Below are 21,604 nucleotides of genomic sequence, written 5' to 3' on the forward strand. Positions count from 1 at the left end.
GCCGCGTGGCCGAACCGCAGACCCCCACCACCCTCACGGACCTGGTCGAGGACCAGGTCCGCCGCACCCCGGACGCCGTGGCGGTCGAGGACGGCCGGGAGGCCCTCGACTACCGCGGGCTCTGGGAGCTGGCCGGCGCGATCGCCGGCGAGCTGGTGGCCCGCGGCGTCCGGCCGGGCGAGGTGGTCGCGGTGCTGATGCCGCGCGGAGCCGTCCTGGTGGCGGCCGTCCTCGGCGTGCTCAGGGCCGGGGGCGCCTATCTGGCGGTCGACCCCGACCAGCCCGCCGAGCGGCTGCGCGGCATGCTCGCCGATGCCGGGGTGCGGCAGGTGGTGGTCTCCGGGCCCCCGCCGGCCGGCGCGCTCCCGGAGGGCACCGGGCTGACGGACCTCGGGCACCGGCGGCCCGGCGCGGCGCCCTCGGCCGTCGGTCCCGACCGGCCGCTGCCCGAGGTCGGCCCGGGGCACGCGGCCTACGCGGTCTTCACCTCCGGCTCCACCGGCCGCCCCAAGGGCGTGCTGAACGAGCACGGGGCGATCGCCCGGAAGGTCGGCTGGCTGGCCCGGACGGTCCCGCTCGGACCGGACGACACCGTGCTGCACAAGACCGCCTACGCCTTCGACTACTCGGTCTGCGAACTCTTCTGGCCCCTGGTGTGCGGCGCCCGGCTGCTGGTGGTGCCCTCCGGGGCGCACGGCGACCCGGTCCGACTGGTCGGGATGATGCGGGAACACCGGGTCACGGTCGCCCAGTTCGTGCCGTCGATGCTCGAAGTCCTGATGGAGGACCGGCGCTTCGCCCGGCTCGACGCCCTGCGGGTCCTGGTGGTCGGCGGGGAGGCCCTGCCGGAGCCGCTGCTGCGCCGGCTGCGCGAGCACAGCACCGCGACCGTGGTCAATCCCTACGGTCCGGCCGAGTGCTCGGTCTTCGCCACCTGCTGGGTCTCCCGGGCCGGGGACGGCCGGCCGGTCACCATCGGCCCCGCGGTGGCCGGCTCGCGGCTGTCCGTCCGGGACGGTGACGGCCACGAGGTCGCGCCGGGCGAGGACGGCGAGCTCTGGATCGGCGGCCCCGGGGTGGGCCGCGGCTACCTCGGGCGGCCCGAGCTGACCGCCAGGGCCTTCCTGCCCGACCCGGACGCCCCGGGCGGCCGGCTGTACCGCACCGGCGACCTGGTCCGGCTGCGCCCGGACGGCGAGTACGACTACGTCGGCCGGATCGACGACCAGGTGAAGATCCACGGCCAGCGGATCGAGCCCGGCGAGGTCCGCCGGCTGCTGATGGCCGCCACCGGTGCGAGCCGGGCGGCCGTGCTGCCGTTCCTGGACCCGCTGGGCGACCGGGCGCTGGCGGCCTTCCTGGTGCCGGGGGAGCGGCCCCGCCCGGCCCCGGCCGAACTGCGGGCCCTGCTCGCGGCCCGGCTGCCGGCCGCGATGATCCCGAGCGCGATCGAGTGGTTGGACGCGCTGCCGGTCGCCGCCACCGGCAAGCTCGACCGGGCGGCGCTGCTGGCGCTGGTCACCGCGCGGCCGGACGGCGCGGCCGGGCCGGCGACCGGCCGGGACCCCGGCGAGGACCGCGGCGAGGACCTCGGCCGGGACGCCCCGCCGGACCCGGGCCGGGACGTCGGGACCGCGCTCGCCGCCCTGTGGGGCGAGCTGTTCGGGCGGACCGACATCGGCCCGGACGACGACTTCTTCGCCCTCGGCGGGCATTCGCTGCTCGCCGCCCGGCTGCTGGTCCGGCTGCGGGAGCGCTTCGGAGTGGTCCTGGAGATCCGCGAACTGCTCGCCGGGCCCACCGTCCGGGAGCTGGCCGCCCGGGTCCGCGCCGCCGCACCGGTCGGGCCGGACGCCCCGGTCGGGCCGGGCCTGCCGCCCGGTCAGGACGTCCCGCTCGCCCCGGCCCAGCGCCGGATGTGGCTCCTGGAACAGCTGGAGCCCGGGCAGAGCGCCTACAACGTGGTCGACGTCTGGGAGCTCGAAGGCCCCGTCGACGAGACCGCGCTCGCCCACGCCGTCCGGGACCTGCTGGAGCGTCATGACGCCCTGCGCACCACCTTCCGCACGGTGGACGGCCGCCCGGTGCAGCACCGGCACGCCGCGCCCGCGAACGGCCTGGAGGTCCTGCCCCGGCCGCTGACCCCCGCCGCGGCCGAGCACCACCTCGCCCGGCTGGCCCGCACCCGCTTCGACCTGGGCACCGGGCCGCTCACCCGCTGGGCGCTGCTGCCGACCACCGACGGGCGCCGACTGCTCGCCCTGGTGGCCCACCACATGGTCCTGGACGGCTGGTCCGTCGAGGTGCTCTGGGACGAGCTGTCGGAGTGCTACCGGGCCCGCGCCGCCGGCCTGACCCCGGCGCTGCCCCCGGCGCCCTCCTACGCGGCGCACAGCGCCGAGGCCGCCGGGCAGGCGCCGCCCGCCGAGCAGCTCGCCCACTGGACCGGGCGGTTGCGTGACCTGCCGGCCGCGCCGGACCTGCCGGTGCGGGCCGCCACCGGCCGGCCCGCACCGGTCCGGGTGCGGCACGAGCTGCCCGAGGAGCTGGCGCGCAGGCTCGACACGGCCGCCCGTGAGCTGCGCTGCGCCCCGGCGGCCGTCCTGCTGGGCTGCTTCGCCACCGTGCTCGGCGCCTGGAGCGACCGCACCGACCTGGTGCTGGGCGCTCCGCTCAGCGGCCGGACCACCGCCGCCACGGGCGACACGGTCGGCTTCTTCAACGCGACCGTGGCCCTGCGGCTGGAGCTCGCCGAGGCGCTGCCGGAGACCGTCCGGCGGGCCCAGCGCGCGCTGACGGAGGCCCAGATGAACCAGGACGTGCCGTACGAGGAGGTCGTGGCCGCCGTCAGGGCGGGCAGCGGCGGCGGCCCGGCCCCGCTGTTCTCGGTCTGGTTCAACGCGCTGAGCTTCCCGGAGCGCGGCCTGCGGCTGCCCGGTGCCACCGCCCGGCGGGCCGTCCCGCCGGTCTCCGGGGCCCCGTTCGACCTCACCCTCTACGTGGACCGGCGCGACGGGCGCACCGTGCTGGACGTGGTCTGCGACGCCGAGCGCTTCGACCCCCCGTGGGCGGAGTCGTTGGCCGAGCAGGTCACGGACACGCTGCGCACCCTCCTCGACGGCCCGGCCACCGGCACCGGCGTCGAGATCGGCCCGGCCCCGGTCCCGGTTGCCGCACCGCGCCGGTCGGCGGAGCGGTCGCTGGAGCAGCGGATCGCCGCGCACCCCGGCGACGCGCCCGCGGTCGTGGACGAGCGGGGCACCTGCGACTACCGCGAACTGCGCGCCGCCGCCGCGGCCGTGCACGAGGCGCTGCACCGGGCCGGACTGCGCCCGGGGGAGCTGGTGCGGATCGCCGCGGCGGAGGGCCGCGACCTGGTCGCCTCGATCCTCGGGGCCTGGTCGGCCGACGCGGTCGTCCTCACCGAGGACCCGGCCCAGCCGAAGCCCTGGCGCGACCGCCTGGTCGAACGGGCCCGCCCGCACTGGACCCTCACCCACGGCGACGCGGGGCCGGCGGTGGCTCCCGCCGACCGCGCGGCGCCGCTCCCGGCGGAGCGGGTGCGCAGGCCCGCCGGCCGGTCCGCCACCGCGCGCTACGTCCTGGCGACCTCCGGGTCGACCGGCGAGCCCAAGCTGGTGCTGGGCGCGGCCGAGCCGCTCACGGCCTTCCTCGCGGACTGGTCGCACCGCTTCGGCCTCACCGCGCGGGACCGCTTCGTGCTGCTGTCCGGCCGCACCCACGACCCGATGCTCCGGGACCTGCTGCTGCCGCTCTGGAACGGCGCCTGCGTGGCCGTGCCCTCCGAGCGGACCAGGATCGCCCCGGAACGGATGCTCGCCGCCCTGGCCGGCTTCGGCCCGACGGTGCTGCACCTGACCCCGCTGATGGGCGACCTGCTGGCCCGCACCGCCGCCGCCGGGGACACCGTGCTGGACCGGGTCCGGCTCACCTGCTTCGGCGGTGACCAGCTGTCCGGCGCCACCGTCGCGGCCTGGCGGCGGACGGCGCCCGCCGCCCGGATCGTCACGATCTACGGGACCACCGAGACGCCGCAGGCCGCGAGCGCGGCGGAGGTCGCTCCCGACTGGGCCGGTCCGGCCCGTACCGGGCTCGGCGCCGGCGCGGTCGAGGCCCGGCTGACGGTGGTCGACCGGGCGGACCGGCCGCTGCCGGTGGGCGCGGTGGGCGAGATCGCGGTCCGCAGCCCGCTGCCCACCCTCGGGTACCTGGACGACGAGGACGGCACCACCGAGGTCCACCGCCCCGACCCCTGGGGGGACCCGGGGCACTCGCTGATCCGCACCGGCGACCGCGGCCGGCTCCGCTGGGACGGCACGGTCGAGTTCCTCGGCCGCGCGGGCGGCACCGTCAAGGTGCGCGGCCACCGGGTCTCCCCGTCCGAGATCGCCCGTCGGCTGCGCGAGGCCCCCGGGGTCGCCCACGCCGCCGTGGCGCTGGACGCGGCGCCGGGGACGGCCCCGCGCCTGGTCGCCTGCGTCGTCCCGCTCCCCGGCGGGACGCTGCACCCGGCCGAGGTCGGAGGCTGGCTGGCCGGTCGGCTGCCGGCCGGTCACCTGCCGGACGAGGTCGTGGTCCGGCCGTGGCTGCCGCTCACCGCCAACGGCAAGCTCGACCTGCCGGAGCTGCTCCGCCCCGGCGCGTCGGTGCCGCCGTCCGGACGGACGCCGGCACCGGCCCGGACCTCGGGCCCGGCCCGGGCCCGGCTCGGCGGCAGGGAGTTCGAACAGCGGCTGGCCGGGATCTGGGGCCGGGTGCTGGAGCGGCCCGAGGTCGGCCCGGACGACAACTTCTTCGACCTGGGCGGGGACTCCGCCGGGGCGCTGCGGCTGGCCGCCGAGCTCCGGTCGGAGCTGGGCCTGGACGTCGCGCCGCTGACCGTCTTCACGGAGTCGACCGTACGGCGGATGGCCGCCGGGCTCGCCCCGGCGGAAACCGGCACCGACCGTACCGAGCGGGCGGACCGTACCGACCGTACCGAGCGGACCGACCGGGCGGACGGCAGCGCCGGGCCCGACCCCGCGCCGACCGGCCTGAGCGCCCGTGAGCTGCGCCGGGCGGCCCGGGCCGGCGGGGGCCGGCCATGACGGCGACGACCCCGGGACCGGCGACGACCGCAGGACCGGCGACGGACCGCAGGACCGACCCCCGGCCGGGCCCGGCACCGGCACACCACCCGTCCGGACCGGCCCGGACGGGTCGTCCGGCCGCTGAGCAAGGAGATCGGCCTGTGAGGCTCGAAGCCCGCACCCAGGACACCCAGCACACCCAGGAGCGGCTGCGGGAGTTCCGGGCGCTCGAAGCCCGCCGGGAGGCCGCCGCCTACCTGGACTTCTTCGGTCCGGTGACGGCGCTGTTCGCCGAGGCCACCGCGGCCGCCCTGGCACCGGGGCCGGGCGCCACGGTGCTCGACCTGGGGTGCGGCGACGGCACGCTCGGCGCGCGGCTGCGGGAGCGGGGCCTGCGCTGCGTCGCGACGGACCTCTCGCCGGCGATGTGCGCGGCGGCCGTCGCGACCCTCGGCCGGGGAGCGGTGCTCGCCGCCGATGCGACGGCCCTGCCGTTCCGGGACGGCGCGGCGGACGCCGCCGCGGGGGCCTTCCTGCTCCCGCACCTGCCGGAACTCGACGGCGGACTCCGCGAGTTGCGGCGCGTCCTGCGGCCGGGCGGCGAGCTGGTGCTGACCACCTGGAGCGGCCCCGACCGCTCTCCGTTCACCGGTCTGCTGGGGGAGCTGCTGCTGGACGAGGCGCCCGCGGAGGTGCGCGCGGTGATGGCCGAGCGGGCCCGGCGGACGGAGCCCGGGGAGCTGCGGGCCGGGTTGCTCGGGGCGGGCTTCGCCGGGCCGCGCTTCGAGCGGCACCGCCGGACCGTCGCCCTGCCCTCCGCCGAGGCCTGGTGGGACGGCATGGCCCGGGCCTCGGTCGGTGCCCGGCACCTGCTCAGGACGCCGGGCCGGGCCGCCCTGCGGGAGGAGTTCCTGCGCCGGGCCGCGCCGTTCGCCGGCCCGGCGGGGCCGCTGGAGGTGCCGGTCGAGGCCCTGGTGGTCGTCGCCACCGCGGCCTGACCGGCGGCCCGGCCCCCCGAGCGGCCGATGGGACCGCGCACGCGACGGGCGGTGGCCCCCACGGGATCCGTGGGGGCCACCGCCCGTTCCGCGTCCGGTGCCGGTCAGCCGGCGGTCAGCCGCTCGGCGAGGTCGCCGACGCTGGTGATCGAGACGAGTTCGAAGTCCTCCGGGAAGCGCAGCCCGCTGCGGGCCTCCACCCGGTAGACGAGCTCGAACAGCTCGACCGACTCCAGGCCGAGGCTGAGTGCCTCCTCCGAGACGGACCACAGCAGGGTGTCCGGCGCGATGTCGGCGGCCGGGATCTCCCCGAACCGGATGTCCTCGATCTCGGCGGCGATGATCCCGACGAGCTCGGTGGTGGTGAGCGGCATTCACTGTCCTTCGGTGATGAACGGGTTGCGGGCCGGCCGGCCCGCGCCGGAGAGGTCGTAGCGCCAGTGGGTGGCGCCGTCCGGGTCGGAACGGACCAGGTCGAAGCCGAGCCGCCGGTAGAGCTCGGCCACCGGGACGTTCTTGGCGGTCGGCAGGTAGCTGCCCTCGATCGCCCGCGCCCCGGTGGCCGCCGCGCGCTCGGCCAGCGTGTGGAACATGGAGTCCTCCACCGTGCGGCCGATCACCCGGCAGCTGAGCAGCCAGGTGTCGATCGCGAGCACCTCGGCGGTCCGCCGGGCGAGCAGCAGGCCCACCAGGCCGTGCGCGGTGAAGCGGTCCGTCAGCCGGGCGGTGAAGTGGACGGCCCCGGGCTCGGCGAGCAGCCGGTCCAGCTCGGCCGCGGTGTGGCGGCGGGTGGTGACGTTGAACTGGTTGGTCTTCATCAGCAGCTGGACCGCGCGCGGCCGGGAGATGTCGTCGACCGGCAGGAACGCGCCGGTCATCGCCAGGCTGCGGTAGAAGTCGTCCAGGCCGGGGCTCTCCTCGAGGAGCCGGCCCGCCGCCGCCCTGGCCCGGTAGGAGTCGGCCCGCCCGGCGTCCGCCTCGGTGCTCCTGACCTGCCACAGCAGCGGGTACCGGCGCAGGGTGTGCGCGTAGTCCCCGCTGCTCGCGGGCAGGTCCACCACGTCGACCTCGGGCAGCAGTTCGCGGACCTGGGCCCGCTCCACCGGGTCGTCGTCGACCAGGACGAGCGCGTCCACGCCGATGCCGAGCTCCTCGGCGATCCGGCGCAGCTGGACGGCCTTGGGCTCCCAGCCCGCGCTGAACACGCTGATGTCGTCGAGGGTCAGCAGCATGTCCGGGTGCTCCCGGAACGGCAGCCGGGCGTCCTCCGGGTTGTTCTTGGAGCAGACCGCGAGCACGATGCCGCTGTCCCGCAGCCGCAGCGCGAGCCGCTGGAGGTCGAGGTGGCCCTCGCCGGCGTCGCCGCCGAGGACCAGCCCGTCCAGGCCGTCCTCGCCGATCGTCCCGCCCCAGACCGTGTTGTCCAGGTCCAGTACCAGGCACTTCTTGGACAGGCCGAGGTCGGCGGCGATCAGTCCCGCGGTCTCGGTCGCGAGCAGGGGCAGTACCTCGGTGGCCATCGGCTGCTTGGCCAGCCGCCAGGTGCGCCGGTCGAACCAGGACGCGGCGCCGACCGAGGAGGCGAGCCGTTCGCAGTCCACCACCAGCACGTCCGGGTTCGCGGCGTCGGCGAGCGCGGCGTTGACCTGCCGGGCCATCCGGTACCGGGAGCCGGGCTGCTGGGCGGAGAAGGAGCTGAGCGCGAGGTCGTCGGGCAGCGCGAACAGCCAGTGCACCACCCGGGCCCCGCCGGGGCCGGCGGCGCGGTCCCACAGGGCGCGCCAGCGTGCCACCTCGGCCGCCACCTCGCGGTCGGGATCGGCCGAGTCGGCCGGCAGGCCGAGCTCGTCGTGGTGCACCGCCAGGACCACGAAGTCCGGCGCGCTGAGATGGAGTTCGCTGGACGGGTCGGCCAGCAGGCTGCCGTACTGGCCGATGCCGTGGACGTCCACCTGGGCGTCCACGCCGCAGCGCAGCAGGGCCATCCGCAGGATCCGGCCGAGCAGGTCGGTGGTGAAGCTCCCGGCCAGCGCCACCCGGATCCGCCGGTCGGCCGGCGGCGGCGTGGTCCGCGAGTCGACGATCCGGGCCAGGCTGAGCAGCTCCCGGGCGTCCGCCGCGGCCGCGATCTGCCGCACCACCTGCCGGAACTCCCGGTCGCCGCTGCCGTCGGCGAGGTCCTTGGCCCGGCGCAGGAGGTGGCCGGTCGTCAGTTGCGACACGTCGCTTCTTGCCTTCCCGGTGCGGCCCGCTCCGGGGGAGCGGGCCGCACCACGGTCAGTACAGGTTGATGTTGACGGCATACAGGGGCAGGCCGAGGCGCCGGGCCACGGCGAGCGACGAGTGGTTGTCCCACTCGGTGCTGTAGAGGGCGGTCCTGCCGGTGGCCTCCACCTGCTCGGCCCAGCGGGCCACCAGGGCGGAGGCGATGCCGCGGCCCCGGTACTCGGGCAGGGTCTCGGTGCCGGCCTCGCAGGCCCACCGGCCGACCCGGGCGGAGCAGCACACCCCGACCGGGCGGTCCCCGTCGAAGGCCGCCACGGTGGGCTGGCGCTCCGCCAGGGTGGCGGTGACCTCGGGGAAGTCGGCCCGGAACACCTCGGCCCGGTCGGGACCGCACACCTCGAACCGCAGCCCCGGGAGTTCGGGGGAGGCGAGCGGGTCGAGCACCGCGAAGGCGGGGCCGACGAAGGTGTCGGTGACCGGCCGGTGCCCGGCGACCAGCCGGGCCACCTCGGCCGGCACCTCGGCGACCTCGGTGAGGTCCTCCACCGGGGGCTGGGCCGCGGCCCAGGCGCGGATCGCGGTGGCGGTCGCGGCGGGCAGCTCGGCGCTGGTCCAGACCCGCACCGAGGCACGGGTGCGGGAGAGGAAGCACCGGGCCGGGGCGGGGCGGCCCACGTCGTTGACCGCGGTCAGCACGCCCTCGTCGTCCATCACGTAGAGCGCCTCGGCCTGGACGGCGGCGAGTTCCGCGTCCGTGCGGCCGGGCCCGGGGTGCGGCCGGCCGGTCATCGCAGCAGCCCGCCCCGCACCCGGTCGAGCAGCTCCGCGGCGTAGCCCTCGACGGTGCCGCGGTCGAACTGGTTGGTGCTGTAGTACCAGACCACCTTGAGCTCGCCGCCGCTGACCAGGACGTCGATGCCGTGCACGTGCTCGCGCTCGCCCGACTCGGTCTCGTCCGGCCCGGGGGACTCGGGGGCCCGGGTCAGCAGCTTGGTGGCGGTGGAGGCGCCGCCGCCCTGCTTGCCCAGGTAGTTGACGGTGATGTCCGGCTCGCCGGAGGCGCCCAGCCGGGCGGCGGTCTCCGGGTCGCCGAGGTAGCGGAGCAGGCCGTAGCCCGCGCCGTCCATGGGGACCTCGGAGGTCTGCTTGCCGACGGACTCCAGCTGGGCGTCGAAGTCGCCGGCGGTGTCGACCTCGACGGTCAGCGGGTAGCGGGTGGACAGCCAGCTGACCGTGCGGGCGATGTTCGGCTGCTCCGGCAGTCCGCGACGGCCGTGGCCGATCAGGTTGGTGCGCAGGCCGCGGGTGCCGTTCGCGCCCTGGAGGGTGGGGACGGCGGCGGTGAGGAAGACGTCCACCATGCCCAGGCCGCGGGCGGGCAGCACCTCGTCCATCAGCCGGGCGGTGTCCTGGTGGCCGAGGCCGGCCACCACGGTGTCCGTGGTCGCCATGGTGTTGGCCTCGGGCCGGTCCAGCGGCACCGGGTCGGTGGCGCGGCCGATCCGCTCCCAGAGCGGGATCTGCTCGCGCAGCTCCGGGCGGCCGAGCAGCTTGGTGAGCCAGATCGCGTAGTCCGCGGCGGTGGTCCCGGCCGGCGCGAAGGACGGGGCGCGGCCCGCGAGCACCGCGCGGCAGGCCCGCTCCAGGTCGGAGAGGACGATGCCGAACGACAGGCCGTCGCAGACGAAGTGGTGGATCACCAGCAGGATCCGCCGCTCGCCGCCGTCCAGCGTGAAGTACGCGAGCCGGACCAGCGGGGACTGGTGCATCCGCATCGAGCCCTGGATCCGGGTGCACTCGCGGGTGAGCGCCGCCTCGGCCTCGGCCGGGGCGAGCCCGCGCAGGTCGACGCTCTCCATCGGCATGGTGTCGAGCGGCCGGGCCTGGACGCCCAGCGGACCGCGCTCCTTGCCGAACAGGCAGAGCCGCAGGCCGTCGTGGGAGTTGATCACCGAGAGGAACGCGGACCGGACGTGGTCGGCGGTCAGTTCGGCGGGAGCCTTGAGCAGCGCCACCTGGTTCCAGTGGTGCTCCTCCGGCAGGTTGCGGGTGAGGAAGCGACGCTGCTCGGGGAGCAGGGGCAGCGCCCGGGCGGCCGCGATGTCTTCCGGGGCGAGCTGGGTCATGAGGTGTGGTCCTTGGATCAGAGGGCGGCGGGACGGGCGGCGGCGGACTCGTAGGAGAGCCGGCGGGCCACCTGGCCCGGGAGCGCCGCGGGTGACGCGGCGTGCAGGACGTGCAGACCGAGCCGTTCGGCGGCGGCCAGCACCTCCGGGTTGTCGTCGATGAGCAGGGAGCGGTCGAGCGGGTGCCCGCAGGACCGGGAGACGGCGGCGAAGAACTCCGCGGACGGCTTGACCCGGCCGACCTGCCACGAGGAGGCGATCACGTCGACCAGCCCCAGGTGGCCGTGGCGCCCGTCCTTCACCCGGTCCCAGTGGGCGGCCTCGTTGTTGGCGAGGACGAGCAGCAGGTCCGGCCGGTGCTCGCGGAGCTCCGCGAGCATGGTGAAGGCCGGGGCGTGCGCCACCAGGCAGTCCAGGTACTGGGCGTCGAGCCAGTCCGGTTCGACGGCCAGGTCCGCGGGCGCGCCCGCGGCGACCAGCGCGTCCCGCAGCACGTCGTGGACGTGGGCCCGGCCCACCTCGTAGGCCGCGTCGCGCTCGTCCAGCGCGGCGGGCAGCAGCGCGGGGTCGGCGCCGTAGCGGCGGGCGAGGCGGTCGAGGAAGTCCGTCTCCTCGGAGATGTTGTTGAACAGGACGCCCCCGGCGTCGATCAGGACCGCGTCGACCACAGCTGCTCCAGGTGGGTGCGCATCCAGTCGAGGTTGGCGGCGAGACCGGCGGTGAGGTCGTGGCCGGGGCGCCAGCCGGTGGCGGCGGTGAGCTTGGCCGGGTCGGCCTGGAGCTTGTGCACCTCGCCGGCGCGCTCGGGGCCGAAGAGCAGCTCGCTGCGCGAGCCGGTGAGCTCCAGGACGGCGCGGGCCACGTCGACGACGCGGTGGTCGGTGCCGGTGCCGATGTTGTAGACCTCGCCGGTGGGCGGCAGCTGGGCCAGCGCGAGGAAGCCCTCGACGGTGTCCGCCACATAGGTGAGGTCGCGGGTCTGCTCGCCGGTGCCGTTGACGGTGATCGGCTCGCCGCGCAGCGCCTTCGCCAGGAACAGCGGCACCGCGTCGTACACGTGCCGGGGGCCGTAGCAGTTGAAGGGCCGCACGATCGTCAGCGGGACCTTCAGCGCGTTGTGGTACGACCAGGCCAGCCGGTCGCAGGCGACCTTGGAGGCGGCGTACGGGGTGGCGGGTTCGAGCGGGTGCCGCTCGGTGATCGCCTCGGGCTGGGTGCCGTAGACCTCGCTCGAACTCGTCACCAGGACGTGCTCGGGCCGGCGGATCATCGCCGCCTCCAGCACGTTCAGGGTGGAGGTCACATTGGTCTGCACGACGGCGGCCGGCTGGTGCAGCGAGGCCGGGACGTACGCGTCCGCGGCCAGGTGGAACCAGACGTCCGACTCGACCCGGCTCAGCACCTGGACGGCGGAGGCGCCGGCCAGGTCGAGGTGCAGCACCCCGGCGAGCCGGCGGGCCGCCGCCCCGGGGAGGTTGCGGAAGCCGTTGGTGACCTGGGTGTGCGACACCCGGCGGACCACGGCGGTGACCTCGGCGCCGCGGGCGACCAGCGCCTCGGTGAGGTGCGAGCCGATGAAGCCGTCCGCGCCGGTGACCATGACCCGGCGGCCGGACCAGTCGGCCGCGAGTGCCACCGCCGCGGGTGCCGCCGCGGGTGCTGCTGTGGGACCTGCCATCAGCATGTTGCCTTTCACATCAGGGATTCCGGTCCGGGGCGGTACGCGCGAGCGCGCCGCGCAGGGCCCCGGTCAGGAAGTCGATCTCGTCCGAGGTCACGGTGAGCGGCGGGGCCACGATCAGGCCCTCTCCGCCCCCGTCGGCCTCGAACCCATTGAAGGGGTACAGGAGGAGTCCGGCCTCGCGCGCCTCGCGCAGCGCCGCCGCCTGGGTGCCGGGGCGGAGTTCGACGGCGTGGAAGTAGCCCACGCCGCGGATCCGCCGCACGGCCGCCAGGCCCTCGGTGGCGGCCCGGACGGCTTCGCCGACCTCCGCCCCGCGCACCCGGCCGGGTGCGAGCGCGCCGATCTCCCGGAGGACGTCGAGCACGGCCAGACCGGTGGCCGCGGCCAGGGGCGTCGCGGACATGGTGCCCATCAGCGGCAGCGGGCGTCCGCCGCCGCGCAGGACCTCGGCGTGCTCGGGGGCGACCAGGACGGCCGCCACCGGGTGGTAGCCGGCCGACAGGCCCTTGGAGAGCACCAGCAGGTCGGCCTCGCCGCCCGGGCAGTGGTCGGCGCCGAGCGGCAGTCCGGTGCGGCCGAGGCCGGTCAGCACCTCGTCGTGGACCACCAGCACGCCGGCCCGGTGGCAGGCCTCGCGGAGGGCGGCCAGATAACCCGGCGGCGGGGTGAAGGCGCCGCCGGTGGTGCCGTTGACCGGCTCGATCAGGACGGCGGCGACCGTCTCCGGACCCGCCTCGTGGAGGGCCTTCACCACCTCCTCGACGCACTCCGCCCGGCAGGTGTCGAACGGGCAGGCCCGGTGGTGCCCCGGGTACGGCGGGTCGAACGCGGGCGCCAGCCCGAGCGCGTCGTCCGGGTGCGGCCGGCGCCGCCGGTGCCCGGAGAGCCCGAGGGCGAGGGTGCTGTTGCCGTGGTAGCCGAGCCGTGCGGTCAGCACCCGGTGCCGCCCCTCCTCGCCCCGGCCGCGTTGGACCAGTCGGGCGAGGGAGACGGCGAGTTCGACCGCGGAGGTGCCGGAGCTGGTGAGGCTCACCGCGTCGGAGGGGCGCCCGACCGCCTCGGTGAGGCGGGCGGCCAGCTCCTCCTGGACCGCCGGGCGCAGCGCGCCGGCGGAGGCGAAGGTCGCGATCCGCGCCTGGCGTTCCATCGCGGCCAGGACGTGCGGGTGGGCGTGCCCGATGTTGACGCAGACGAGTCCGCTGGAGGCGTCGAGCAGCCGGCGGCCGTCGGCCAGGTGGATCCAGGAGCCCGCCGCGTGGCTGTAGTCGAGCGGTTCGAACGGCATCCGGGTGGACAGCAGCGAGGACGGTGCGGGGAGCGTGCGGTGGTCGTCCATGGCCGTCAGACCAGCTCCCGCCAGTCGAGGGAGGCACCGCGGTCGCCGTGCAGGCGCAGGGCCTGGAGGGCGAACAGCGAACTCCAGCAGTTGCGGTGGCGTTCCGGCGCGGCCGGCCAGTACAGCGTGGACGCGCCGTCCTCGTGCCGTTCGGTGCTCTCGACCAGGGCCTGGGCCGCGTCGGCGAGCCGGGGCGGGTCGAGGTCGAGCAGCACCGCGAGCCGGACGGCCTGGGCGAGCACGTCGCTCTGCCGGTGGTCGCCGGCCGGGCCGCCGGTCAGGTGGGCGTAGGTGGTGAAGCCGCCGTCGGCGAGCTGCTGCTCCCACACCCAGGCGGTGATCGTCCGGGCGCGCTCCAGGGCCGCCGCGTCGCCGCGGGCGGTGCCCCACATCCACAGCCCCTCGGCCGCGTAGCAGGAGGCGTGCAGGCTGACCAGGTCGCTCTCCGGGCAGGTGGCCAGCGGCGCCGAGCCGGGCCGGGCCCCGGTCGCGTCGGCCTCCCGTACCAGCTGCTCGGCGGCCTCGGCGGCGCCCTCGACCCCGTGCTCGGCGGCGCTGAGCAGCGCCTGGAGCACCTTGAGCAGGTGGGCCCGGCCGGTGGTCGACCAGGCGGGCCGCGGCGCGGGAGCGCCCTCGGGGGTGAGCAGCGTGGGCAGGACGCCGTCGGTCCGGGTGTCGAGCAGCAGTCGTGCCGCGCGGCGCCCGGCCGCCAGGATCCGCTCGTCCCCGGTCCGGGCGCCGAAGGTCAGCAGGCCGTGGGTGATCATGCCGAGGTCGAACGGGAAGACGGTGCCGTCGCCGCGGTCGGGGCGGCCGGACAGGTCGCCCCGGTCGAAGCGGTCGATCAGCCAGTCCGCGGCCGAGCGGGCCCGGCCGAGGTCGGCCTCGTCGGCGGCGCTGTACGCGAAGAAGGTGAGGATGTAGCCGGTGATCTCGGGGTAGTGGTAGGAGAGTTCGCCCTCGGCGGTGCGCCAGCCGCAGTACGCGCCGTTCTCCGCCCGGGTGCCGCCGCGGCGCAGCCAGTCCGTCAGCGCCGCGGCCAGGTCGGTGAACCGGTTCGGCGGTGCGAGGGGGGCCGCGGTGGCGGCGAGGTGGTTGACGCTCATGCCTGGATTTCACTCACTCGGTCGGAGGGGGTGCCCTCGGTGCGCGGGGGCAGTGCGAGCGCCGCCTCGTAGGCGCGCTCGTGTCCCGCCACGACGGCCTCCGAGGAGAACCGGCGCCGGGCCTCGGCCCGGGCCTCGTCGACGAGCTGCCGCATGTCCTGTTCGATGACGGTGGTCATCCGCCCGGCGAGCGCCGCGACGTCCTGCGGCGGGTAGCGGAAGCCGGTCCGTCCGTCGTCGATGACCTCGTCGTGGCCCTCGACGTCGGAGGTGATCACCGGCCGCCGGGCGGCCATGCCCTCGACCAGGGCGATGCCGAAGCCCTCGTGCGAGGAGGGGAGGACGACGGCGTCGGCGGCGGCGAAGAGGCCGGGCATGTCCTGCCAGGCGAGGCCGTACTCCCAGATGATCCGGTCCGCGACCCCGAGCCGTTCGGCCTGGTCCCGCAGGCCGTCCACGTACGCGTCGTTGGAGCGCGCGGTGGGGGCGGTGAGCACCAACCGGGCGCCCGGGTGGGACTTCGCGACCACGGCCAGGGCGGCGACGGCGTCCTCGATGCACTTGCGGGGGACCGGGCGGGCGGGCACCAGGAAGACGGTGTCCCCGTCGGCGACCCCGTGCCGGGCGCGCCAGGCGGCGCGGCCCTCCGCGTCCTCGGTGAAGCGGCCGAGGTCGGTGCCGAACTCCACGACGTGGATGTCCCGGTCCTCGAAGCCGGCGTCCAGGGCCCAGCGGCGGTAGGCCTGCGATCCGGCGACCATGAGGTCCGCCCGCAGGTTGTCGACCAGGCTCCGCTGGAGGGTCCGCTCCAGGTCGTAGTCGCCCCACAGGTCGAACACCCGGATGCCGGGCATGTGGGTCTCGAACAGGGAGACCACCAGCCGGCCCCTGACGGCACTGCGCAGCCAGGTGGTCAGCAGCGCGGGCACGTAGTTGAAGACGTGCACGACGTCGGCGTCGCTCGCCGTGAACTCGCGGTACAGGCTCGCGACGGCCTGCTTGCCGTCCAGCCGCTGGCAGGCGTCGATGAGGCCGTCCACCTCCACCACCCGGACGGCGCCGGTGCGGTAGGCGTCGCGCTCGGGGCCCGGCGGCACGGTCTCGGTGACCACGGTGACCTCGTGGCCCCGGGCGGCGAGGCCCTCGGCCAGCTGGTGCAGGTGGGTCTCGCCGCCGCCGACGATCGGCGGGTACTTCTCCGCCACGAGGAGGATCTTCACGACAGCGACTCCAGAGCTCTGCGCAGCGCGGCCGCGGCCGCGACGTGGTCGGTGGCCGGGGGACAGCCCAACAGCAGTCCGCGGTGGGCCAGTTCGCGTGCCCGGTGGTAGGGCTCGTGGACGACCGTGGGGACGGCGTCGAAGCAGGGCTGGTCGGCCTGCGAGGAGCCGAGGAAGCCGCGCGGGTCGATGCCGTGCTCGATCAGCGGCTGCACCACGTCGACGTTGCGCAGCCCCTCGGGCAGCAGGACGGCGATGCCGAACGGCACCGCCTCGGCGGCGGCGGGGGTGCCCAGGACCTGCCAGCCGAAGGCGGTCAGCACCTCCTCCAGCGCGGCCGCGGTCTCCCGGCGCTGGTCGGCGAGTTCGGCGGCGCGGGTCAGCTGGACCCGGCCGAAGGCTGCCTGGAAATCGGTGATCTTGGCGTTGTAGCCGAGCCGCAGGTGGACGTACCGCTCCTCGGCGGCCACCGGGCGGTCGCCGACGGGGTAGCCGAAGCGGCCGAGCCGGTAGCCGGGGTCGCGGCCGAACGCGCGCAGGCTGCGCAGCATCTGCGCGACCTCGTCCGAGGAGCAGGCGACGACGCCGCCCTCACCCATCGTCAGATGGTGGCCGGCGTAGAAGCTGAAGGTGGCCGCGTCGCCGACGGTGCCGATCGGGACGCCGCCGGAGGTCGCGCCGAGCGACTCGCAGCAGTCCTCGATCAGGAAGATGCCGTGCCGCTCCTTGATCCGGGCGAGCCGGTCCATCGGCAGCGGCTGCCCCAGTGTGTGGGGGAGCAGCGCGCCGACGGCGCCGTGGGCGGTGACGGCCTCCTCGACCAGGTCGAGGTCGATGTTGACATCGCCCTCGGCGATGTCCACGAAGACGGGCACCAGGCCCAGTTGGGAGACGGGCGACACGGCGCTGACGAAGGTCGCGCCGCAGACGACCACCCGGTCACCGGGTCGGGCGCGTCCCAGCTCCACCATCGCGGCGAGGGCCAGCAGATTGGCGGTGCTGCCGGAGGTGACGGCCAGCGCGTGACCGAAGCCGAAGCCGGCGCAAAAGTCGTCCTCGAATTGTTGGACGATCCGGCCGGTGGCCAGATCTCCGGAGCGCAATGCCGAAACGACCGCGTCGGTCTCACGCTCGTCGTAAATAGGGCGGCCGAATGGAAGAATTACATCCTCGGTGCGCGCGGCGACTTTGAGCGCCTCATTCACATCTACCCCCACAGATGTTCACATATGTGCTTGTCGCGCAGTCCCGGCTGGTCCGTATCCACGGATGCCCTTTGCCGGACTGGCGGTTGAATGTCCGGGTTGCCCAACTATCAGGTCGGCAACCGCAGCTCGCACGCTAGCACAGCGATCATGGGCGTCAAGGGTTCGCAGAAGTCGAGCATGAACCTGACGATCAGCCGTTGACCTGGGCAACTGACGCGTGCAAAGCTGATGTGTCGCCGGACAGTCAAGTGGCGCGGGCCCTCGGGTGGCCCCGCCGCGCCGCCCCGTAGCAGGGGCCCGGACCCGCGGCCCGTGTACCTCGTCGGTGTGGCTGCCGCCCTCTCTCCGCAGTGGTGGCGATCTTTGCGGCGCATTCCGCTCGGTCGGTCCGCAATACGGCCCTGTCCGATTCGGCGCGCAAACGATTCGCTCACAAACTGGGGGGAAGGGAACTCAATGACCCTTCGTGTGGGTATTGTCTACGGAACTCGCCCGGAAGCCATCAAGATAGCGCCGCTCGCGCTCGCGCTCGCGGCCGCCGACGGATTCCGTCCGGTGCTCGTCTCGACCGGCCAGCACCAGGAGATGGTCGAGGAGATCAACGAGGCGTTCGGGCTGTGTCCGCGCTACCGGCTCAAGGTGCTCAGACCCGGCCGGCCGCTCGGCCCGATGGCGGCCGACCTGGTCGACGCCCTCCAGGAGCCGCTGCGGCGCGAAGAACTGGACCTCGTCGTCGTCCAGGGAGACACCACGACCGCGTTCTCGGCCGCCCTGGCCGCCACCTACGCGCGGATCCCGGTGGTCCACCTGGAGGCCGGGCTGCGCACCGGGGACCCGCAGGAGCCGTTCCCCGAGGAGATCAACCGCCGCATGATCGCCCAGGTCGCGGCGCTGCACCTGGCCCCGACCCGGGAGGCCGCCGCCAACCTGCTCGGCGAGGGCATCAAGCCGGCCGACATCGTGGTCACCGGGAACACCGTGATCGACGCGCTGCACACCATCCTCCGCCGCCCGGTCGACTTCCACGACCCGCGGCTGTCCGAACTCGTCGCCCACAGCGGCCCGGTGGTCCTGCTGACCATGCACCGCCGGGAGTCCTGGGGGCGCCCGACGGAGGAGGTCGCGCGGGCCGTCGCCGAACTCTGCGCCGCCCGGCCCGACCTGCGCTTCGTCGTCCCGCTCCACCCCAACCCGCAGGTCCGCGAGGTCTTCGAGCGCGCGCTCGGCGGCCACCCCGGGGTCCTGCTGTGCGGACCGCTGCCGTACACCGACTTCGTCGGGCTGCTGCACCGCGCCACGCTCGTGCTCACCGACAGCGGCGGCGTCCAGGAGGAGGCCCCCTCGCTGGGCAGCCCGGTCCTGGTCCTGCGCGACCGCACCGAGCGGGTGGAGGGCGTGGCGGCCGGCTGCGCCAAGCTGATCGGCACCGACCGGCGGCGGATCGTCGCCGAGGTGCTCGGCCTGCTCGCCGACCGCGCCGCCTACGAGGCGATGCGCAAGCCCGGACTGCTCTGCTACGGCGACGGCCGGGCCGCCGAACGCAGCGTCGCCGCGATCCGGGAGCGCTGGGCCCTCCCGGCCGCGGCCGGGAGGCCGACGGTGGCCGGCGTGCGCGCCGCCTCGTGACGACGGCGCCGCAGGACTGTCCCGCCGGCCACCACCCGCCGGTGCGGCTCGCCGTCAGGACCGTGCCCGCCGAACCCCCTCCGGAGACCGCCAGCCGGCCCGAGGAACTGCGGCACGCCGAGCGCTACCGCAGCCGGCCCGCCGCCGTCCGCTACCTGTGGCGGCGCCTGACGGCCCGCCGGCTGGTCGCCGCCGCCGCGGACTGCGGGCCGGCCGAGGTCGAGCTGCTCCGCACGCCCGCCGGGCCGCTGCGGGTCGAATGCCGCGGCCGCCCCGCCGGACTGACGGTCAGTGTCAGCCAGAGCCGGGACTGGACCGCGTGCGCCGTCGGCGTCGAGCCCCTGGGCCTGGACATCGAGCGGCACCGCCCCGCCGGCCCGCCCCCGCCGCCCGGACTGCCGGCGGCCGTCCTGCACCCGGAGGAGCTCCGGGCGGCGGGCGAGCCGGACTGGCCGGCGCTGCTGCGCCACTGGACGCTCAAGGAGGCCCTCGCCAAGGCGACCGGGCACGGCATCGGCGGCGGCGGACTGACCGAGGTCCGGGTGGACCCGGACGCCCCCGGCGACAGCCTCCGCTCGGCCGGCCGCTGGGCCGCCCCCGGTGAGTGGAGCGTCTGGGCCCTCGACCTCGGCGTCCCGGTGGCCGCCGCGCTCGCGCTCCCCCGCCGGGACTGCCCGCACCCGCCGCCGCTGCGCCCGCTGTGACGGGCCCACCGCTGTGACGGGCCGGCCCCGGCGCCCCACCCCACCCCGACCATCCGAAACGGATCCACGATGACGCTACGCCTCCTGGTCGAGCCCCAGCAGGGCACCACCTACGCCGCGGTCGCCGCCTTCGCCAGGGAGGCCGAACGGCTCGGCTTCGACGCCCTGATGACCAGCGACCACCTGCTCCGGATCGGGGACGGCGACCCGGGCCCCGGCCCGCTGCACGCCTGGACCACGCTGGCCGGCCTGGCCCGGGACACCGAGCGGATCAGGCTCGGCACGATGATGTCCGCCGCCACCTTCCACCAGCCCGCCGTGCTGGCGCTGATGGCGGCCCAGGTCGACGCGATGAGCGGCGGCCGGCTCACCCTCGGCGTCGGCTCCGGCTGGTACGAGCGCGAACACCAGGCCTACGGACTGGAGTTCCCCGGCGTGGCCGAGCGGTTCGACCGGCTGGAGGACACCCTGGAGATCGTCACCCGGCTGTGGGCCGCCGAACCGGGCACCGAGGTGTCCTACCAGGGGCTGCGGACGGGAATCGACCGCTGCCCCGCGCTGCCCCGCCCGGTCCAGCGGCCCCGGCCCCCGCTGCTGGTCGGCGGCCAGGGCAAGCGCCGCACACCGCTGCTCGCGGCCCGCTTCGCCGACGAGTTCAACATCCCCTTCGGCGCCCCCGCGGACGTCGCCGCCGGCATCGACCGGCTGACGAAGGCCTGCGCCGAGGTCGGCCGGGCCCCGGCGGAGGTGACCGTCACCGCCGCCGTGGTGCTGTGCGTCGGACGCGACACCCGGGAGCTGGCCGCCAGGGTCCTCGACACCGGCGAGCCGGTCGAGGAGATCCGCGGCTACGGCGCCGTCGGCACGCCCGAGGAGATCGCCGAGACCCTGACCGCCTACCGGGACGCCGGGGCCGTGCACTGGTACGCCCAGATCAACAACCCGGCCGACCTCGGCCAGCTGCCGCTGCTCGCCGAGGCCGCCTCGCTCGTCCCCGCCGCCGGCCCGGCCGCCTGAGCCGCACGTCAGATCCGCACCACTGGGGGAGTCCCGCCATGCAACTCAGTCTCAGCTACTTCGCCGCCGAGGAGGGCTCGGCGGCGGACGCCTACCGCCTCCTGCTGGAGGGCGCCCGGTTCGCCGACCGCGAGGGCCTCACCGCCGTCTGGACGCCGGAACGGCACTTCCACCCCTTCGGGGGCCTCTACCCGAACCCGGCGGTGACCGCCGCCGCGCTGGCCGCGGCCACCGACCGGATCCGGATCCGGGCCGGCAGCGTGGTGCTCCCGCTGCACGACCCGATCCGGGTGGCGGAGGAGTGGGCGTTCGTCGACAACATCTCCGGCGGCCGGGTCGACGTCTCGTTCGCCTCCGGCTGGCACAGTCGGGACTTCGTCCTCGCGCCCGACGACTACGCCGACCGCCGGCAGCTGACGGAGGACCGGATCGCCGAGGTCCGCCGGCTCTGGGCGGGCGGCACGGTCACCCGCCGCGACGGCAGCGGGCAGGACAGCGAGATCACCGTGTACCCGCGCCCGGTCCAGGCCGAACTGCCGGTCTGGCTCACCTCCTCCGGCAACCCGGACACCTTCGCGGCCGCGGGCCGGCTCGGGGCGGGGCTGCTCACCCACCTGCTCGGCCAGGACCTCGACACCCTGGCCGAGCGGATCGGGCTCTACCGGGAGGCGTACCGGGCAAGCCCGCTGGGTGACGGCGGCGACGGGCACGTCACCCTGATGCTGCACACCTTCCTCGGGGACGACGTGGACCGGGTCCGCGCCGCCGTGCGCGGGCCGATGTCCCGCTACCTGCGCAGTTCGCTGCACCTGACCGGCCTGCTGGCCCGTCCGGGCGGGCGGATGCCGGACCTGTCGCGACTGTCCGAGCGGGACCTCGACTTCCTGGTCGGCCAGGCCTTCGAGCGCTACTTCGACCGGCACGGCCTGTTCGGCACGGTGGAGACCGCGACGGCCCTGGCCGAGCGGCTGGCCGGCACCGGCGTCGACGAGATCGCCTGCCTGATCGACTTCGGCGTCCCCACCGACGAGGTGCTGGCCAGCCTGCCGCGCCTGGCCGAACTGGCCCGCGCCGTCGCCGGCTGACGCCGCGTGCACCGCGCACCACGCACGGGTGTGCGGCCCGGAGGAGAGCTCCTCCGGGCCGCACACCCGTTGTCGTCCGGCGGATGCTCCTATAGACGTCAAGTTGCGGGAGCAAGGTCGGTTTGCGTGATTTGTTCGGTTGGTGTGCTGGTGAGCACGCGGTAGACCTCGCGAGCGA

At 75.7% G+C, this 21,604-nt stretch carries 16 protein-coding genes; 6 read left to right on the forward strand and 10 right to left on the reverse strand.

Features of this window, described 5'->3' with window-relative positions:
• The first annotated feature begins 5 nt into the window (after nt 1–5).
• Both ADK60_RS47530 and ADK60_RS08890 read left to right on the forward strand, forming a co-directional pair.
• Nucleotides 6–5,108 (forward strand): non-ribosomal peptide synthetase, encoded by a 5,103-nt coding sequence (locus ADK60_RS47530; RefSeq protein WP_053644669.1) that lies wholly within the window; start codon nt 6–8, stop codon nt 5,106–5,108.
• Between the two features lie 143 nt (nt 5,109–5,251).
• Nucleotides 5,252–6,088: a class I SAM-dependent methyltransferase gene (locus ADK60_RS08890; protein WP_053644671.1), complete on the forward strand. Its 837-nt coding sequence runs from the start codon at nt 5,252–5,254 to the stop codon at nt 6,086–6,088.
• 104 nt (nt 6,089–6,192) lie between these two features.
• Here the strand turns inward: ADK60_RS08890 and ADK60_RS08895 are convergent, their stop codons facing one another.
• Genes ADK60_RS08895 through ADK60_RS08940 form a run of 10 tightly spaced genes read right to left on the reverse strand, consistent with a single transcriptional unit; the run spans nt 6,193 to nt 17,003 of the window.
• On the reverse strand, nt 6,193–6,462 hold the full coding sequence (locus ADK60_RS08895) for a hypothetical protein (protein ID WP_045942564.1): 270 nt from the start codon (nt 6,460–6,462) through the stop codon (nt 6,193–6,195).
• Nucleotides 6,463–8,310: an HAD-IIIC family phosphatase gene (locus tag ADK60_RS08900; protein WP_053644673.1), complete on the reverse strand. Its 1,848-nt coding sequence runs from the start codon at nt 8,308–8,310 to the stop codon at nt 6,463–6,465. It abuts the gene before it with no gap.
• Nucleotides 8,311–8,365: 55 nt separating this feature from the next.
• A complete protein-coding gene (locus ADK60_RS08905) occupies nt 8,366–9,103 on the reverse strand; it encodes a GNAT family N-acetyltransferase (protein ID WP_053644675.1) in 738 nt (245 codons plus the stop codon).
• Nucleotides 9,100–10,440 (reverse strand): condensation domain-containing protein, encoded by a 1,341-nt coding sequence (locus ADK60_RS08910; protein ID WP_045942563.1) that lies wholly within the window; start codon nt 10,438–10,440, stop codon nt 9,100–9,102. Before ADK60_RS08910 ends, ADK60_RS08905 begins: the two co-directional genes overlap by 4 nt.
• 17 nt (nt 10,441–10,457) lie before the next feature.
• Nucleotides 10,458–11,108, reverse strand: a complete 651-nt coding sequence (locus ADK60_RS08915; RefSeq protein ID WP_045942562.1) for an HAD family hydrolase — start codon at nt 11,106–11,108, stop codon at nt 10,458–10,460.
• On the reverse strand, nt 11,090–12,118 hold the full coding sequence (locus ADK60_RS08920) for an NAD-dependent epimerase/dehydratase family protein (protein ID WP_045942566.1): 1,029 nt from the start codon (nt 12,116–12,118) through the stop codon (nt 11,090–11,092). The genes ADK60_RS08915 and ADK60_RS08920 overlap by 19 nt, the downstream gene beginning before the upstream one ends.
• A gap of 19 nt (nt 12,119–12,137) precedes the next feature.
• A complete protein-coding gene (locus ADK60_RS08925; RefSeq protein WP_045942561.1) occupies nt 12,138–13,460 on the reverse strand; it encodes an aminotransferase class III-fold pyridoxal phosphate-dependent enzyme in 1,323 nt (440 codons plus the stop codon).
• A 5-nt stretch (nt 13,461–13,465) separates the two neighbouring features.
• Nucleotides 13,466–14,566: a hypothetical protein gene (locus ADK60_RS08930; protein WP_045942560.1), complete on the reverse strand. Its 1,101-nt coding sequence runs from the start codon at nt 14,564–14,566 to the stop codon at nt 13,466–13,468.
• Complete coding sequence (locus ADK60_RS08935; RefSeq protein ID WP_053644677.1) at nt 14,563–15,786, reverse strand: glycosyltransferase family 4 protein; 1,224 nt, start codon at nt 15,784–15,786, stop codon at nt 14,563–14,565. Before ADK60_RS08935 ends, ADK60_RS08930 begins: the two co-directional genes overlap by 4 nt.
• A complete protein-coding gene (locus ADK60_RS08940; protein ID WP_079008175.1) occupies nt 15,783–17,003 on the reverse strand; it encodes a DegT/DnrJ/EryC1/StrS family aminotransferase in 1,221 nt (406 codons plus the stop codon). The genes ADK60_RS08935 and ADK60_RS08940 overlap by 4 nt, the downstream gene beginning before the upstream one ends.
• A gap of 447 nt (nt 17,004–17,450) precedes the next feature.
• On the opposite strand from ADK60_RS08940, the gene wecB reads away from it, so the two are divergent.
• The 4 genes from wecB (at nt 17,451) to ADK60_RS08960 (ending at nt 21,426) form a co-directional block, all read left to right on the forward strand.
• A complete protein-coding gene (gene wecB / locus ADK60_RS08945) occupies nt 17,451–18,620 on the forward strand; it encodes a non-hydrolyzing UDP-N-acetylglucosamine 2-epimerase (protein WP_053644681.1) in 1,170 nt (389 codons plus the stop codon).
• Nucleotides 18,617–19,324 (forward strand): 4'-phosphopantetheinyl transferase family protein, encoded by a 708-nt coding sequence (locus tag ADK60_RS08950; protein WP_053644682.1) that lies wholly within the window; start codon nt 18,617–18,619, stop codon nt 19,322–19,324. The genes wecB and ADK60_RS08950 overlap by 4 nt, the downstream gene beginning before the upstream one ends.
• A gap of 69 nt (nt 19,325–19,393) precedes the next feature.
• Entirely contained in the window at nt 19,394–20,341 is a 948-nt protein-coding gene (locus tag ADK60_RS08955; RefSeq protein WP_053644684.1) for a TIGR03560 family F420-dependent LLM class oxidoreductase, read from the forward strand.
• A gap of 38 nt (nt 20,342–20,379) precedes the next feature.
• The gene (locus ADK60_RS08960) at nt 20,380–21,426 is read left to right on the forward strand and encodes a MupA/Atu3671 family FMN-dependent luciferase-like monooxygenase (protein ID WP_053644687.1); all 1,047 of its coding nucleotides are present in this window, start codon (nt 20,380–20,382) and stop codon (nt 21,424–21,426) included.
• Nucleotides 21,427–21,604 lie beyond the last annotated feature (178 nt).

It is taken from the genome of Streptomyces sp. XY431, assembly GCF_001279805.1.
Lineage (GTDB): Bacteria > Actinomycetota > Actinomycetes > Streptomycetales > Streptomycetaceae > Kitasatospora > Kitasatospora purpeofusca.

What these genes read in the sequence shown, in the direction of transcription:
- ADK60_RS08895 (WP_045942564.1), bottom strand. Translation starts at nt 6,462, where the DNA reads ATGCCGCTCACCACCACCGAGCTCGTCGGGATCATCGCCGCCGAGATC.
- ADK60_RS08905 (WP_053644675.1), bottom strand. Translation starts at nt 9,103, where the DNA reads ATGACCGGCCGGCCGCACCCCGGGCCCGGCCGCACGGACGCGGAACTC.
- ADK60_RS08910 (WP_045942563.1), bottom strand. Translation starts at nt 10,440, where the DNA reads ATGACCCAGCTCGCCCCGGAAGACATCGCGGCCGCCCGGGCGCTGCCC.
- ADK60_RS08925 (WP_045942561.1), bottom strand. Translation starts at nt 13,460, where the DNA reads ATGGACGACCACCGCACGCTCCCCGCACCGTCCTCGCTGCTGTCCACC.
- ADK60_RS08960 (WP_053644687.1), top strand. Translation starts at nt 20,380, where the DNA reads ATGCAACTCAGTCTCAGCTACTTCGCCGCCGAGGAGGGCTCGGCGGCG.
- ADK60_RS08930 (WP_045942560.1), bottom strand. Translation starts at nt 14,566, where the DNA reads ATGAGCGTCAACCACCTCGCCGCCACCGCGGCCCCCCTCGCACCGCCG.
- wecB (WP_053644681.1), top strand. Translation starts at nt 17,451, where the DNA reads ATGACCCTTCGTGTGGGTATTGTCTACGGAACTCGCCCGGAAGCCATC.
- ADK60_RS08955 (WP_053644684.1), top strand. Translation starts at nt 19,394, where the DNA reads ATGACGCTACGCCTCCTGGTCGAGCCCCAGCAGGGCACCACCTACGCC.
- ADK60_RS08920 (WP_045942566.1), bottom strand. Translation starts at nt 12,118, where the DNA reads ATGGCAGGTCCCACAGCAGCACCCGCGGCGGCACCCGCGGCGGTGGCA.